General features: G+C 37.0%; 17 protein-coding genes. 14 read left to right on the top strand and 3 right to left on the bottom strand.

Annotation, left to right across the window (positions count from 1 at the left end):
- Positions 1-21 precede the first annotated feature (21 nt).
- Both fabG and BXY82_RS04095 read right to left on the bottom strand, forming a co-directional pair.
- Entirely contained in the window at positions 22-762 is a 741-nt protein-coding gene (gene fabG / locus BXY82_RS04100; protein ID WP_133756894.1) for a 3-oxoacyl-ACP reductase FabG, read from the bottom strand.
- Positions 763-802: 40 nt separating this feature from the next.
- A complete protein-coding gene (locus tag BXY82_RS04095; RefSeq protein WP_133756893.1) occupies positions 803-2,329 on the bottom strand; it encodes an HAL/PAL/TAL family ammonia-lyase in 1,527 nt (508 codons plus the stop codon).
- 107 nt (positions 2,330-2,436) lie between these two features.
- On the opposite strand from BXY82_RS04095, the gene BXY82_RS04090 reads away from it, so the two are divergent.
- Both BXY82_RS04090 and BXY82_RS04085 read left to right on the top strand, forming a co-directional pair.
- Entirely contained in the window at positions 2,437-3,684 is a 1,248-nt protein-coding gene (locus tag BXY82_RS04090) for an NAD(P)/FAD-dependent oxidoreductase (RefSeq protein WP_133756892.1), read from the top strand.
- A 292-nt stretch (positions 3,685-3,976) separates the two neighbouring features.
- Positions 3,977-4,189 (top strand): hypothetical protein, encoded by a 213-nt coding sequence (locus tag BXY82_RS04085; protein ID WP_133756891.1) that lies wholly within the window; start codon positions 3,977-3,979, stop codon positions 4,187-4,189.
- Between the two features lies 1 nt (position 4,190).
- On the opposite strand, the gene BXY82_RS04080 is transcribed toward BXY82_RS04085, so the two are convergent.
- On the bottom strand, positions 4,191-4,781 hold the full coding sequence (locus BXY82_RS04080; protein ID WP_133756890.1) for a riboflavin synthase: 591 nt from the start codon (positions 4,779-4,781) through the stop codon (positions 4,191-4,193).
- Between the two features lie 141 nt (positions 4,782-4,922).
- Between BXY82_RS04080 and pdxA the strand changes: the two genes are divergently transcribed.
- The 12 genes from pdxA to BXY82_RS04020 all read left to right on the top strand — a co-directional run bounded on the left by pdxA (position 4,923) and on the right by BXY82_RS04020 (position 15,615).
- Positions 4,923-5,969, top strand: a complete 1,047-nt coding sequence (gene pdxA / locus BXY82_RS04075; protein ID WP_133756889.1) for a 4-hydroxythreonine-4-phosphate dehydrogenase PdxA — start codon at positions 4,923-4,925, stop codon at positions 5,967-5,969.
- Positions 5,970-6,042: 73 nt separating this feature from the next.
- Positions 6,043-6,582, top strand: coding sequence for a YceD family protein (locus BXY82_RS04070; protein ID WP_133756888.1), 540 nt, complete (start codon positions 6,043-6,045; stop codon positions 6,580-6,582).
- A 9-nt stretch (positions 6,583-6,591) separates the two neighbouring features.
- Positions 6,592-6,795, top strand: a complete 204-nt coding sequence (rpmF, locus tag BXY82_RS04065) for a 50S ribosomal protein L32 (protein WP_027127661.1) — start codon at positions 6,592-6,594, stop codon at positions 6,793-6,795.
- A 178-nt stretch (positions 6,796-6,973) separates the two neighbouring features.
- The gene (locus tag BXY82_RS04060; RefSeq protein ID WP_133756887.1) at positions 6,974-7,969 is read left to right on the top strand and encodes a beta-ketoacyl-ACP synthase III; all 996 of its coding nucleotides are present in this window, start codon (positions 6,974-6,976) and stop codon (positions 7,967-7,969) included.
- Positions 7,970-8,005: 36 nt separating this feature from the next.
- On the top strand, positions 8,006-8,488 hold the full coding sequence (gene accB / locus BXY82_RS04055) for an acetyl-CoA carboxylase biotin carboxyl carrier protein (RefSeq protein WP_133756886.1): 483 nt from the start codon (positions 8,006-8,008) through the stop codon (positions 8,486-8,488).
- A 99-nt stretch (positions 8,489-8,587) separates the two neighbouring features.
- Positions 8,588-9,940: an acetyl-CoA carboxylase biotin carboxylase subunit gene (gene accC / locus BXY82_RS04050; protein WP_133756885.1), complete on the top strand. Its 1,353-nt coding sequence runs from the start codon at positions 8,588-8,590 to the stop codon at positions 9,938-9,940.
- A gap of 145 nt (positions 9,941-10,085) precedes the next feature.
- The gene (locus BXY82_RS04045; protein WP_133756884.1) at positions 10,086-11,201 is read left to right on the top strand and encodes an NAD(P)/FAD-dependent oxidoreductase; all 1,116 of its coding nucleotides are present in this window, start codon (positions 10,086-10,088) and stop codon (positions 11,199-11,201) included.
- Positions 11,202-11,283: 82 nt separating this feature from the next.
- Positions 11,284-11,982 carry a monofunctional biosynthetic peptidoglycan transglycosylase gene (gene mtgA / locus BXY82_RS04040; RefSeq protein ID WP_133756883.1) on the top strand — a complete coding sequence of 233 codons (699 nt, stop codon included), beginning with the start codon at positions 11,284-11,286 and terminating at the stop codon, positions 11,980-11,982.
- A complete protein-coding gene (locus BXY82_RS04035) occupies positions 11,960-12,433 on the top strand; it encodes a GreA/GreB family elongation factor (protein WP_243835676.1) in 474 nt (157 codons plus the stop codon). The genes mtgA and BXY82_RS04035 overlap by 23 nt, the downstream gene beginning before the upstream one ends.
- 129 nt (positions 12,434-12,562) lie before the next feature.
- The gene (locus tag BXY82_RS04030; RefSeq protein ID WP_133756882.1) at positions 12,563-13,699 is read left to right on the top strand and encodes an NAD(P)/FAD-dependent oxidoreductase; all 1,137 of its coding nucleotides are present in this window, start codon (positions 12,563-12,565) and stop codon (positions 13,697-13,699) included.
- Positions 13,696-14,412, top strand: a complete 717-nt coding sequence (locus BXY82_RS04025; protein WP_133756881.1) for a methyltransferase domain-containing protein — start codon at positions 13,696-13,698, stop codon at positions 14,410-14,412. Before BXY82_RS04030 ends, BXY82_RS04025 begins: the two co-directional genes overlap by 4 nt.
- 150 nt (positions 14,413-14,562) lie before the next feature.
- A complete protein-coding gene (locus BXY82_RS04020) occupies positions 14,563-15,615 on the top strand; it encodes a type III polyketide synthase (protein ID WP_133756880.1) in 1,053 nt (350 codons plus the stop codon).
- Positions 15,616-15,652 lie beyond the last annotated feature (37 nt).

Here is a 15,652-nt window from a genome sequence, read left to right as displayed (position 1 = left end):
GTTCTAAAACTCAAGTATTGTTTAGTGAATACCACCAGTAATTCCGATGATTTCACCTGTGATGTAGGAGGCATTTTTTGAAACCAGAAAAGAGACCAAATGCGCCACTTCTTCAGGTTTTCCGAACCTGTTAGCAGGAATCATTTTTTTAAGAGATGCTTCATCTAAATCTTCCGTCATATCAGTTTCAATAAATCCGGGAGCTACCGCGTTTACGGTGACGTTACGTTTGGCAACTTCTTGGGATAATGATTTTGTTGCAGCAATTACAGCGCCTTTTGCAGCAGAATAATTAGTCTGACCAGAAACCCCTTTTAATCCGGAAATTGACACCATATTAATGATACGACCATAACGGTTTAGCAACATTTTTTCGATAAGTAGATTGGTGACGTTAAAAAAACCGTTTAAACTAGTGTTGATGACGTCATTCCATTCTTGAGGTTTCATCCACATAAATAGTCCATCTTTAGTAATGCCGGCGTTATTTACCAAGACTTCAATAATAGCGTCAGATTGTTGTTCTTGCCATGCGTTTAGAGCTTTTTGCACACTTTCAAAATTGGACACATCAAATTGTATAATTTGCCCAGAACCACCTACAGCTTCCACTTTTTTTAAGGTTTCAAGAGCGGCATTTTCATTAGTGTTATAATTGATGAGAATCTCATAGTCCGTATCCTTGGCCAATTGGATGCAAATGGCTTTCCCGATACCTCGTGAACCTCCAGTAATTAGAGCGAATTTATTTTGTTTGGACATAGATTAAGTGTGTTTATATTTCGGACTTACAATATAAATTTCAGTCCTTTTGGTTCATGAGATATGCCTTAACTGCATTCACATAAGGATACATAGCAATGTCTTCCTTAAAAACAGGAACTATCTTGCGAATGGCATCATAAATTGCTCTTGTTTTTGAAGAAACAGTGTCTTTTGCCTCTAAATATTCAATCGCTTGAACGATAGTGATGAATTCGATCGCCAAGACTTCAAACGTGTTTTCAATCACTTTTTTTGTGATTAAAGCAGCATTGGTGCCCATGCTTACAATATCTTGATTGTCATTATTGTTTGGAATGCTGTGCACGTACATAGGATTGGATAGCATTTGGTTTTCGGCTGTCGTTGAAGTTGCGGTAAATTGAACACCTTGCATCCCGAAGTTTAAACCAAGTTTCCCTAAGTTGACAAATGGCGGTAAAATGTTGTTCAGACTAGGATTGAGCAAGTAGTTTAATTGGCGCTCGGCTAGCATTGAAGTTTTAGTGACTATCAATTTTAACTTGTCCATTTCTAAAGACACATAATCGCCATGAAAATTGCCGCCATGATAAACATTTTGATTTTTGACATCCACAATAGGATTGTCGTTAGCAGAATTGGCTTCTTCAATTAGAATCGTCTCTACCTGATTGAGCGTGTCTAAAACAGGTCCTAAAATTTGCGGCACACAACGCAAGGAGTAATATTCTTGGACTTTGTCTTTAAAAACAGAGACATTTTGTGCCGCATTATATAAATGGTGTGCGCGTTTTTTTATGAGAGTGCTATCTTTTAGATGGGCGCGCATGAGTTCTGCAATCTCGCGTTGGCCTTTATGTTTTTTTGTTTGATTCAATTCAAAAGAAAGATGATCGTCATATGCTTTGACAATTTCGTTGATGGCCGATGAAGCGGTAATTGACCAGTTCAGAAGTTGATGAGTATATATAGTGTTGACAATGCCAACCCCAGTCATTACTGAAGTGCCGTTCATTAGGGCTAAACCTTCACGAAGATGGATAGAAATAGGTTGGAGGTTTTCTATTTTGAATACGTCCGTGGTGGTATGCTTTTCGCCGTTATACATAACTTCCCCTTCACCAATCAAAACAAGTGCTAAATGCGCTAATTGTACCAAGTCGCCACTCGCGCCAACGCCACCATGTTCATAAATAACAGGTGTAATATCTTTATTGATCAATTGTGCCATCAATTTAACTACCGAAACATGAACACCTGAATTTCCCAAGCATAATGTGTTCAGTCGCGCTAACATAGCAGCTTTTACGTATAATGGAGGAATGGGATTTCCTGTTCCAGACGCATGACTTCTGATTAAATTATACTGGAGTTGTTGGCGTTCTGAATCGTCAATTTTATATTGTGCCATCGGCCCAAAACCGGTGTTGACGCCATAAATAATTTTGTGTTCTGAAAAGGTTTTTAAAAATTCGAAACTTTTTTCAACCGTTTTAAGAACATTGTTGTCTATTTGTATGGATTGTTTTTCAAATAAAACGTGTTTGAAATCATCAATTCCTAGAGTTCCGTTAAGTGTGACCATTTAGAGCGTATTCACAAAGTTTTTTAAATCGTAGAATAACCAGAAGTAAAGTGGTTATTTTTGTGCTACAAATGTAAAATAATAAATCATTTAAATCCATTAGCATTATGAAGGATGTTCAGGTTGATGTTTTGATTATTGGTGCAGGGCCGTCAGGTTGCGTTGCTGCTGCATATTTGCATAAGCAGAATATCATGGTAAAGGTGGTTGAAAAAAGTGTCTTCCCAAGATTTGTAATTGGAGAAAGTTTATTGCCACGATGCATGGATCATTTTGAGGAAGTCGGATTACTGGATGCTTTGGTTGACCAAAATTTTGAGGTTAAAAGTGGCGCACGATTTATAAGAGGAGAGACTGTTTGTGAGTTTGATTTTTCGGAAAAATATACTGAAGGATACGATTGGACTTGGCAAGCGCCTAGAGCAGACTTCGATTTTACCTTGACAGAAGAATTGAAAAGACAAGGCGTTGACATTGCTTTTAGTCAGGAAGTGGTTGCTGTAGCATTTAATGAAGATGGTTCCTCTCAAACTACCGTGAAGACTGAAAATGGAGAACACTATAATGTGCAAGCCAAATTTATTATTGATTCAAGTGGGTATGGACGCGTCTTACCAAGATTGTTAAATCTTGATAAACCTTCCGCAATTCCTGAACATTCCTCAATTTTCACTCATGTTAAAGAATTAGATCGTCCTGAGGGCACGGAAGGGACTTTTATTACGTTTGATGTACTCGATACTGATACTTGGTTTTGGGTCATCCCCTTTAGCAATGGCAATACGAGTATTGGGTTTGTAGGAAAAACAGACTTTATCAATAGTTTTGAAGGTACGCCTGAAGAACGTCTGGCTGAAATGCTTAAGCACTCATCCTATTATTATGAACGCTTTAAAAATGTTGATTTTCTATTTGAACCTAAAATCATACAGAATTATTCTAAATCTGTCACTCAGCTTTATGGAAAAGGCTATGCATTAACCGGTAATAGTGCTGAATTTTTGGACCCTGTGTTTTCTTCGGGTGTAACATTTGCCACCGAATCAGGGTTAAAAGCAGCCAAATTAATCACCAAAGAATTGCAGAATGAGCGTGTAGATTGGGAACAAGATTATGCGGAGTATATGAAAAATGGGGTGTCAGTATTTGCCTCTTACGTTAAGGAATGGTACACGGGAAATTTACAAACCATTTTTTTTGAGGGTGTGGAAAACAAAGATATCAAACATCAAATTTGTGCCGTATTGGCTGGGTATGTATGGGATGAGACCAATCCTTTCGTTAAAAACCATCATCGATTGATTAGGACTGTGGCAGATGTAATTCGATTAGAAAAACGGATTGGTCAAATTTGAATAGACAGATTCGCAACTCATTTCATCAAAAACATGCTTTAACTACATGTTGTCGTTTGTTTTAAGTATTCTAACTAAAAACATAGTAGATAATTGTTTGCAACATTTATTGTAGCTATTTTTAAAAAATAAAAATTAAACTATCTTAGCGAATGCTAACTGCGCATATGTTTATAAATCAAAGGTATATCCCTTAAGTGCCTCTCAAATGTATGTATAATGGATGGTATTCCCGTGAGGATTTTTAGCTTCTGTTTTACCAACACGTGTTATATTGTATATTTACTCGATAATGATTGTACTAAATAAAAAAATATTAGTCTTTACTTTAGTGCTGTTTATGAATACCGTAAATGTTTTAAGTCAAAGTCATGAACCTCCAGTTCCTGAGGCAAGAAATGCACCTCCGGGTTTACCAATTGACAATGATATAATAATATTATTTACGATAGCCATGGCTTATGGTATTTATAAACTTGTACAACGCTCTAAAAAATCAGCTTAAATTAGTTCTTAAGCTCATATAGTCGCTTAATATATTTTCCCAAGACATCAAACTCCAAATTTACAACCGTATGTTCTTTTAACGATTTAAAAGTCGTGTGTTCATAGGTATATGGAATGATCGCGACGCTAAATTCGTTTTTCTTACTATTTACCACGGTCAGACTTACGCCATTTACGGTTATTGAACCTTTTTCAATAGTCATATTATTTAAACTGGGATCATACTCAAAAGTAAACAGCCAACTTCCATTCTGAAATTCAATCGATTTACAAACTGCGGTCTGGTCTACATGACCTTGAACGATATGTCCATCCAATCTATCACCCAACTTCATTGCACGTTCTAAGTTAACTTCATCATTAACGTTTAATGTGTCTAAATTGGTTTTTAAAAGGGTTTCCCTAATAGCCGTTACCGTATAATGACTGTTCTCTAAAGCGGTTACTGTTAAACATACCCCATTGTGGGCAACACTTTGATCAATTTTCAGTTCAGCCGTAATATTGCTTTTAACAGTAATGTGTAGGTTGTCATGATCTTGTTTCAAATTGGTGATGATTCCTAAATCTTCAATGATTCCAGTAAACATATTGTCGAATAAATAGTTAAATTTGCATTTGTGCAGTAACGTACAAAGATATGATTTTAATGAGTATTTAGTGGAGACCCACTATAATAGTAACAACACTTATTAGGTAAAAGGCTATTTACGAAGCATAAATACATAAGGATGAAAAAAGACGAGCAAATTAAAGTAGGAATTTCAATAGGCGATTTAAATGGTATCGGATCAGAAATTATCTTGAAGACCTTTGAGGATTCTAGAATGCTTGAGTTTTGCACGCCTATAATTTTTGCGTCTATCAAAACCATGTCCTTCTTTAAAAAACATTTTGAGAGTCCCATCAATTTTCATGGGATAAATGATTTGACCCAGGTAGTCGAGGGTAAGGTTAACGTGCTAAATGTGTGGAAGGAAAACGTAAGCATCACTTTTGGTGAAGAAGATTTGAAAGCAGGGGAATATGCGATAAAGTCTTTAGAGAAAGCAACCGAAGCTTTAAAGAATGATATTATCGATGTATTGGTAACCGCACCTATTAACAAACTGACCATACAATCTGATCAATTTAAATTTCCAGGCCACACAAATTATTTAGCGCAGGAACTTGGTGGTAAGAGTCTGATGTTTATGGTGACCGAGAGTCTGAAGGTGGGATTATTGACGGATCATGTTCCTGTTAAAGATGTGCCAAATTACATAACAGCCCAACTGATAGAAGAGAAAGTACAGACCGTTTATAATTCATTGATCAAAGATTTTAGAGTGAACAGACCAAAGATTGCGGTTATGGGCATCAATCCGCACGCTGGAGATAACGGTGTTATAGGAGATGAAGATGAGAAAATTTTAAAACCGACACTTTTAAAATTAAGGGAAAAAGGAAAATTAGTTTATGGCCCGTATTCTGCGGACAGTTTTTTCGGTACAAAAAATTATCAAAATTTTGATGCCATTATTGCATCCTATCATGATCAAGGCTTAATTCCGTTTAAGACGATCACTTTCGGTGAAGGCGTAAATTATACTGCCGGACTTTCTAAGGTTAGGACCTCGCCTGACCACGGCACAGCATTTGAAATTGCAGGAAAGGGAACCGCTGATGAAACTTCTTTTAAAGAAGCGGTGTTTACAGCTATCCAGATTTTTAAAAATCGGAAAGAATATAAAAGACTTTCAAAAAACCCGCTAAGAAAGGCACCAAAAAAGATATAAACATTTTTTGTTAATAGCTTCTTTCTAATACAAATTTATTTTCTATATTTGCAGGCTCAAAATGAATGCGATCATGAAGCCTTTGAAAGAGTATGATATACAGTTTGTAGGTCTAAAGTTAGGAAAGCACCATTTTGATTATCAAATCGGTAAAAAGTTCTTTGAGCATTTTGAGTATGATGATTTTAATGCTGTAGATGTAAAAGTAGATTTACTTTTTGAAAAGAAAACGACACTATTAGAGTTGCATTTTGAAATCTCTGGCACTGTAAATATCAATTGCGATACCAGTAATGAGCCCTATGATCAAGAAATTGAAGGTGAATTTGATTTAGTGGTCAAGTTTGGTGAAGAATATAATGATGAGAATGAAGACATTTTAATACTCCCTCACGGTGAGTATGAACTAAATGTAGCTCAGAACATCTATGAATTGATTATTTTATCTATGCCTATTAAGCGGATCCATCCGGGCATAGAAGATGGGACGTTGCAATCAGAAGTACTTAAAAAATTAGAGGAATTGAGCCCAAAAGGCTCAGAAGAAAAAGAACAGACAGAGGAAATTGATCCTCGCTGGAATACATTAAAAAAACTATTAACGGATAAATAACAATATAAAATGGCACATCCTAAAAGAAAGATTTCTAGAACTAGAAGAGATAAAAGAAGAACACATTACAAAGCAGTTGTTCCTACAATTGCAACGTGTCCTACTACAGGAGAAGCACACTTGTTCCATAGAGCTCATTGGCATGAAGGAAAACTTTATTACAGAGGTCAAGTGCTTATAGACAACTCTGAAAAAGAAGAAAATTTAGCATAATTATTATGCATGCATATAATAAAACGCTCAACTTTGAGCGTTTTTTTGTGTTTAATTTTCGAAAGTCTTAAAAACAACTTAATTTGCAACATATTTGACTAAGGTTTAGTAAATTCATTTACATTTTACTGCTTTTGACTACTTTCAGTCAAATTTTAGGTCATTCTAATATAAAATAATGAGTAAAATCACTGCTGCAATTACTGCCATAGGAGGGTACGTGCCCGAATATGTGTTGACAAACCAAATTTTGGAAACCTTAGTCGATACTAATGACGAATGGATTACCACTAGGACAGGAATTAAAGAAAGAAGAATTCTCAAAGATGATGGCAAAGGTACTTCTTATTTAGCCATTAAAGCCGCTCAAGATCTCATACAAAAGAAAGGGTTAGATCCCTTAGAAATAGAATTGGTAATTGTAGCTACAGCTACACCAGACATGAAAGCTGCAGCCACGGCTGCTTATACAGCCACACAAATTGGTGCCACAAATGCATTCTCATTTGATTTGGAAGCGGCATGTTCCAGTTTCCTATATGGTATGTCAGTCGCAGCGCGCTATATTGAATCAGGAAAATATAAGAAAGTCTTATTAATTGGTGCAGACAAAAATTCGTCTATGATCAATTATAAAGACCGGGCTACATGCATCATTTTTGGTGATGGCGCCGGAGCAGCATTATTCGAACCAAATATGGATGGCTTTGGACTTCAAGATGAACTTTTAAAAAGTGATGGTGCAGGACGCGAGTTTTTGCAAGCCACTTATGGAGGTTCTTCATATCCATCAACCCCTGAAGCCGTAGCGGAAGGAAAACATTTTATCTTTCAAGAAGGAAAAATGGTTTTCAAGAATGCTGTATTTAATATGGCCGACGTTACTGAGAGAATATTGGAGCAAAACAATCTTGTAAATGATGATATTGCATGGTTGGTAGCACACCAAGCCAATAAACGTATTATTGATGCCACAGCTAACAGGATAAACATTGATGAAAACAAGGTAATGATGAATATCCATAAATATGGAAATACCACTTCGGCTACCCTACCTTTGTTATTATTTGATTACGAAAAACAGCTAAAGAAGGGTGACAAATTAATTTTTGCAGCTTTTGGCGGAGGTTTTACTTGGGGCTCAGTTTACCTCACATGGGCATACAATTCATAAACCAACTAACTTTAAAACTATTAAAATTCAATAATTATGGATATAAAAGAAATTCAAAACTTAATCAAGTTCGTGGCTAAATCTGGTGCGAGTGAGGTTAAATTGGAGATGGACGATATCAAAATTACCATTAAAACTGGTGGCGATGATAAAGGAGAGTCCACAACTTATGTGCAACAAATCCCTATGGGAACAGCTCATGTTGCGCAAGCTCCTGCCCCTGCAGCTCCAACTGCTGCAGCGCCTACTCCGGCACCTGCAACGGATGAAAACTCAAAATATATTACCATAAAATCACCAATCATCGGAACGTTTTATCGTAAACCATCACCTGACAAGCCTATGTTTGTAGAAGTTGGGAAGACCATAAAGGAAGGGGATGTTTTGTGTGTTATTGAGGCAATGAAATTATTTAACGAAATTGAATCTGAAGTTTCAGGTAAGATCGTAAAAATTTTAGTTGATGATTCTTCTCCTGTCGAATTTGATCAACCATTGTTCTTAGTAGATCCATCATAACCAATTGGAAATTCCAATACACAATTCCCAAAATCCAATATTTGGACTTTGGAACTTGGTCTCGATAACAATCGGGAGTAATTTTTAATTTGAAATGTTATGTTTAAAAAAATATTAATAGCCAATAGAGGTGAGATAGCACTCCGTGTTATTAGGACTTGTAAAGAAATGGGCATTAAAACCGTAGCGGTTTATTCTACTGCTGATGCGGAAAGTCTGCATGTAAAGTTTGCTGATGAAGCCGTGTGTATCGGACCGCCTTCAAGCAGTGAATCTTACTTAAAGATGTCCAATATCATTGCTGCTGCAGAGATTACAAACGCTGACGCCATTCATCCAGGTTACGGATTTTTATCTGAAAATGCTAAGTTTTCAAAAATATGTGAAGAGCACAATATCAAATTTATTGGTGCTTCTCCAGAAATGATTGAAAGAATGGGCGACAAGGCTTCTGCCAAAGCAACCATGAAAGAAGCAGGTGTGCCTTGTGTTCCTGGTAGTGAGGGCATTTTAAAATCACTTGAACAAACTGAAACCCTAGCAGCAGAAATGGGCTATCCTGTAATGCTAAAAGCAACCGCTGGTGGTGGAGGTAAAGGAATGCGCGCCGTATGGAAAGCAGAAAACCTAAAGGCAGCATGGGAATCTGCACGACAGGAAGCTAAAGCCGCTTTCGGGAATGACGGCATGTATCTTGAGAAGCTGATTGAAGAACCACGTCATATTGAAATTCAAATTGTTGGTGATTCTCGCGGAAAAGCATGTCATTTATCAGAGCGCGATTGCTCTATACAACGTCGTCATCAAAAATTGACGGAAGAAACTCCTTCTCCATTTATGACGGACGAGCTTCGTAATGAAATGGGATTAGCCGCAGTAAGAGCTGCAGAATACATTAAATATGAGGGTGCTGGTACAATAGAATTTTTGGTAGATAAACACCGTAATTTCTATTTTATGGAAATGAATACACGTATTCAGGTTGAGCATCCAATTACTGAGCAGGTTATCGATTTTGATTTGATTAGAGAGCAAATCATGGTAGCCGCTGGCATTCCAATCTCTGGTAAAAATTATACACCAAAATTACATTCTATAGAATGTCGTATCAATGCAGAAGATCCGTATAACGATTTCAGACCTTCCCCAGGTAAGATAACAACGCTTCATGCGCCAGGTGGTCATGGTGTGCGTTTGGATACTCACGTATATTCTGGATATACAATTCCTCCAAACTACGATTCTATGATTGCAAAGTTGATTACCACTGCGCAAACACGTGAAGAAGCTATCAATAAAATGAAGCGTGCGTTGGATGAATTCGTCATTGAAGGCATTAAAACGACGATTCCGTTCCATAGACAATTGATGGACCATCCTGATTATTTGGCGGGTAATTATACTACCAAATTCATGGAAAGCTTTAAAATGGAAGCACCGGTTGAAGAATAACACTAAAAACTCCGAAAGTCATTTTCGGAGTTTTTTTATGCCTCAAACTTGTCTACTTTTATTCTCACGTTCTGTTGATTTACAGTCGTAATTTTTATAGAGCGATTTAATAATTCTTACTTTTATATCCTTAAATCCATTGAGCATGAATCTTTCTTACTGGGAACTAAAGAGCTATCTCTCCAATATCGATTATACAATTGTAGGAAGTGGCATTGTAGGACTTAATTGCGCTTTACATTTGAGGCAACGTTTCCCAAAAGCCAAAATTCTGATTTTAGAAAGGGGTTTTTTACCTCAGGGCGCCAGTACTAAAAATGCTGGATTTGCTTGTTTTGGAAGTCTAAGTGAGATTTTGGATGATCTTAAATCGCATTCAGAGGAAGAGGTTGTAAACCTTATTCAGAAACGACGTAGCGGTTTAGATCTCTTAAGACAAACCCTGTCCGATGCCTCCATTGGTTATAAACAATATGGCGGGTACGAATTGTTTGCTCAAAATGATGAAGGTCGTTATGAGTACTGCATGTCACAAATGGGAAAAGTAAATGCGCTCTTAAAACCTCATTTTAAGGCCGATGTTTTTGAAGTTAAAGAAAATTCGTTTCAATATAAAAACATCCAAAGTCAACTTAGTTTTACACCTTTTGAAGGCCAAATTGATACTGGTAAAATGATGCGTTCACTCACCAATTTGGTATTAAGTAAAGGCATTCAAATCTTGAATTCTGTAGTCGTAGAACATTTTGAAGAATTGAATAAAGAAATACATATCAAAACTAATTATTTTGATTTTAAAACGAAACGAATGTTAATTTGCACTAATGGATTCGCATCAAAACTTATTGATGTTGAAGTTAAACCTGCTAGAGCACAAGTGTTGATTACGAAGCCCATCAAAAATTTACATATTAAAGGAACTTTTCATCTTGAAGAAGGGTATTATTATTTCCGTAATGTTGATGATCGGATTTTACTGGGTGGCGGACGTAATCTCGATTTTAAAACTGAAGAAACTACAGAAATGGCGCAAACTGAACTCATTCAAAATAAATTAAATTCACTTTTACAATCGACCATTTTGCCTCATACGCCTTTTGAAATAGACCATAGTTGGAGTGGTATTATGGGTGTTGGCAGCACCAAAAAACCTATTGTAAAACAGTTAAGTACTAACGTGTTTTGCGGCGTCCGAATGGGCGGGATGGGTATTGCCATAGGTAGTCATGTTGGTAGAGAATTGGCCGATTTGGTAAATTAACATGTAGGCCGTACTTTTTTAACCTTGCTCATCTATTCTCATAAAAAAAACCAGATCAACTAACTGACTCCAAGTTTATACAATGATTAAAACAGTATTCAAATTCATCTTCAAACTAATCATATGGTTTTTGGCGATTCCTTTAATTGGAGTTGTCATTTACAAATGGGTGCCCGTACCAGCAACACCGCTTATGGTCATCAGATATATTGAACAAAAGCAGGCAGATGCTGAAACTGTTTGGAAACATGACTGGGTGCCTATAGAAGAAATTTCTAAAAATTTGCAATTGGCAGTTATATGTAGTGAAGATCAAAATTTTTTACAGCATAACGGTTTCGATATGAAGGCGATTGAAAAGGCTTTTGAGAATAACAACAAAGGCAAAAAAGTGCGAGGTGCCAGTACCATTAGTCAGCAAACCGCTAAAAACGTCTTTTTATGGCCACAACGCAGTTGGGTTAGAAAAGGAATGGAAGCTTATGTGACGTTTCTGATCGAGTTGATTTGGACTAAAGAACGCATCATGGAAGTGTATTTGAATAGTATAGAAATGGGCAACGGTATTTATGGTGCCGAAGCAGCATCGCAACATTGGTTTAAAAAATCAGCTTCAAAATTATCCAAAAGTGAAGCAGCGGCTATTGCGGCCATCTTACCGCGACCTTTAAAATACCGCGCTAATCCAGCCACGCCTTATATTGCTGGACGTAAAAACTGGATTATTAGGCAAATGGGATTCTTCGGAGTCTTGAATTATGAAAGAAAAGATGACAAGTAATTTGGACCTGAAACAAGCGCTCTATACCCAATGTGCTGCATTTGTAGAGGAACGCTTTACAAAAATTCACGCTCAAATTAATGAAATTCAGGAATCGCTGACTTCGGAAACCAAAAGTAGTGCGGGTGATAAACACGAAACAGGAAGGGCGATGCTACAATTAGAGCGTGAGAAAGTTGGACAACAACTGGCTGAAACAGAAAAAGTAAGGGAGAACTTATCTAAAATTGATGTCACTACAACTGTTGATCGCATTGGTTTAGGTAGTGTGGTTTTTACTTCTCAGGCCAACTATTTTATAGCCATTAGCGCTGGTCAATTAAAATGCAATGCTGATTCGTTTTATGCCATTTCACCTCATACGCCTATTGGCTTACTGCTCATGGGAAAAAAAGTAAATGATACCATCAATTTTAGGGAGCAACAATTTGTAATTAAGTCTGTATTTTAAAATTTACATGGTTTTTATTTGCTTTTAGGGACTTAGAATAAATCTAAACCACCATTCTTTGATTATCCCAGTATCTTTTTCAAACAAAACCTTTTATCTTTAGTAAAATTAATTGCAAAATAATTTTGTCTGAAGAATCTAAAAAACACATTTGATGTACTGATTATCGGGGGTGGATTGGCTGGACTTTCCTCTTCAATTCATCTGCATAAAAAGGGTATAAGTGTCGGACTCATTGAGAAAAATGACTATCCTAAACATAAGGTTTGTGGAGAGTATATTTCTAATGAGGTCCTTCCATATTTGAATTATTTAGGAGTTGACGTCTTTAGTTTGGGAGCGAAGAAAATTACAAAGTTTCAATTATCTAGCGTTAAAAGTAAACTCCTGACAGCAGATTTGCCGTTAGGCGGATTTGGAATCAGTCGTTACGCCTTGGATGAAGCGCTTTTTTTAGAGGCTAAAGCAGTAGGTGTGCAAGTGATTCAAGATACAGTAATGGAAGTACGGTTTTCAGATGATAAATTTACGATAGAGACTAAAGATAAAGGGAATTATGTCGCGAAAATTACTATTGGCGCTTATGGTAAACGCACAAATTTAGACGTCAAATTAAACCGTGATTTTATCAAAAATAAATCGCCTTATTTAGCTGTCAAAACCCATGTTAAAGGTGATTTTCCTGAAGATGTGGTGGCCTTACATAATTTTGAAGGCGGTTATTGTGGTGTTTCTAAAGTAGAAGATAATAGCCTTAATCTCTGTTATATTACGAATTTGGAAGCGTTTAAAAAGTTTAAGGATATTGACGAATTTCAACAACAAGTTGTGTTCAAGAACACTCATCTCAAAACGATATTTGAAAATTCCACACCTGTGTTTGATACGCCGTTAAGTATCAGCCAGATTTCTTTTGATAGGAAATCGCCTATAGAAGCGCATATGCTTATGTGTGGCGATTCCGCAGGAATGATCCATCCTCTGTGTGGTAATGGCATGAGTATGGCTATTAGAAGTGCTCAAATAGCTTCAGAACTTGTTCTTGACTATTTTGAAAATACCATATCTCGAAGTAATCTTGAGATAGCTTACGCTAAAGCTTGGAATCAACACTTTAAGAACCGCTTGAAAGTGGGTCATATCGTTGCTAAGGTATTCGACCATCAGCACTTATCGGAAACAGCGCTTAGTGCACTTAAAAAAATGCCGTTTCTGATGCCTTTTATTATCAAGCAAACCCACGGCAAACCAATGCAAATAAGATGAGTTTATTAGTCGACACTAAACATCGGACTGACGCGGAGGAACTTATGGATGATTTTTCCATTCAAGGTCCTATGCTTACCGATGCGCTTGATAAGTTAGCAACAATAAATAAGTTTTTGGGTGGGAATGCGGTGACTATAAACGGACTTAAAACACTCTTAAAGCACCATCCAAAAGGGACTCCTATCACAATTATCGACTTGGGTTGTGGGGGCGGTGATATCTTGAGAGCGATTGCAGATTTTGGTAAAAATGAAGGATATCAGTTTCAGTTGATTGGAATAGACGCCAATAAAAATGCCACAGCCTATGCTAAAACCTTATCTTCAGCCTATAAAAATATTGAGTTTCTAGATATCGATGTTTTTTCTCATCTATTTAAACAGATGCAGTATGATGTGGCGATCAGCACATTATTTCTACATCACTTTAAGGAGCAAGAACTGAATGAGCTCTTAAAACATCTCTTAGAAACTGCAACGTTGGGAGTCGTGGTCAACGATTTACACAGACACCGATTAGCGTATTATTTGTTCAAACTGATTACGATTCCTGTACAGAATAAAATGATTATTGAAGATGGCTTAATCTCCGTGTTGCGAGGGTTTAAAAGAAAAGAGCTGGTTGCCTTAGCATCACAATTACATTGCACCTATCAACTCAAATCGAAATGGGCGTTTAGGTACCAGTGGATTTTGAGTAGGAGGAATTAGGTTTGAGGTTTTGGGTTTGAGGTGAATGGAAAAGACATTAAAGTTAGATTAAGCATTTGAAATTTTTATAATCGAAGTATTACTTGTGAATAAAATCCATTAAAATCAGCAGTATCAGCGTCATCAGCGTTCCATAAAAGTATCATTATCATGAAAGTAAAAATTACGGCCGTCGCCAAGCAATTACCAAAATATTCTAGAAACACTAAGGATATCATTCCCTATTTAAGTGTGTGGTTGGAGGGTCAGGAAGAGCGTTTTCAGCGTAAAGTGATCAAGTTATTCGAAAATGCAGGTGTGGACAAGCGGTATTCCATTATGGATGCAGAAGAGGTGTTTTTGAATAGCTCTTTCGAAGAAAAAAATGATATTTACACCCGCGAGGTGATCAAATTAGGTGAACAAGCTCTGTTAAAATCACTGGCAAAAGCTAAGCTTCAGCCTACAGATATTGATTATATTATTACGGTCAGCTGCACCGGCATTATGATTCCCTCTTTGGACGCTTATCTCATCAATCGGTTAAAAATGCGTCAGGATATCATCCGCTTGCCGGTGACAGAAATGGGTTGTGCCGCCGGAGTTTCGGGCATTATATATGCAAAGAATTTTTTGAAGGCGAATCCCAATAAACGCGCTATAGTCATCGCGGTAGAATCGCCCACCGCGACTTTCCAACTCGACGATTATTCCATGGCAAATATTGTAAGTGCTGCTATTTTTGGTGATGGCGCTGCAAGCGTGATCTTGTCTTCTTATGAAGCGGATTCAGGTCCGGAAATTCTCGACGAAGCCATGTACCATTTTTACGATGCGGAACAAATGATGGGATTTAAACTTGTTAATACGGGATTGCAAATGATTTTGGATAAAGCAGTCCCCGAAACCATTTCAAACCATTTTCCGAATATTGTTTATCCATTCTTAGAGCGTAATCAGATGCGTATTGATGATGTTGACCATCTCATTTTTCACCCCGGAGGTAAAAAAATAGTACAAACGGTAGAGGAACTGTTCGGTAGTTTGGGAAAAAACATTGAGGATACCAAAGAAGTCCTTAAATTGTATGGCAACATGAGTAGCGCAACCGTGCTCTATGTTTTGGAACGTTTTATGGAACGGGACTTGCCTAAAGGCGATACCGGCCTGATGTTAAGTTTTGGACCAGGGTTTTCTGCACAACGGATTTTATTACAATGGTAAATTACAAGCGAAGCGTTAGCATGACTATTTAGTTTGG

It is taken from the genome of Gelidibacter sediminis (genome assembly GCF_004364975.1).
GTDB lineage: Bacteria > Bacteroidota > Bacteroidia > Flavobacteriales > Flavobacteriaceae > Gelidibacter > Gelidibacter sediminis.
Note: the sequence above shows the minus strand (reverse complement) of the source record. Positions and strands in the feature narration are given on the sequence as shown.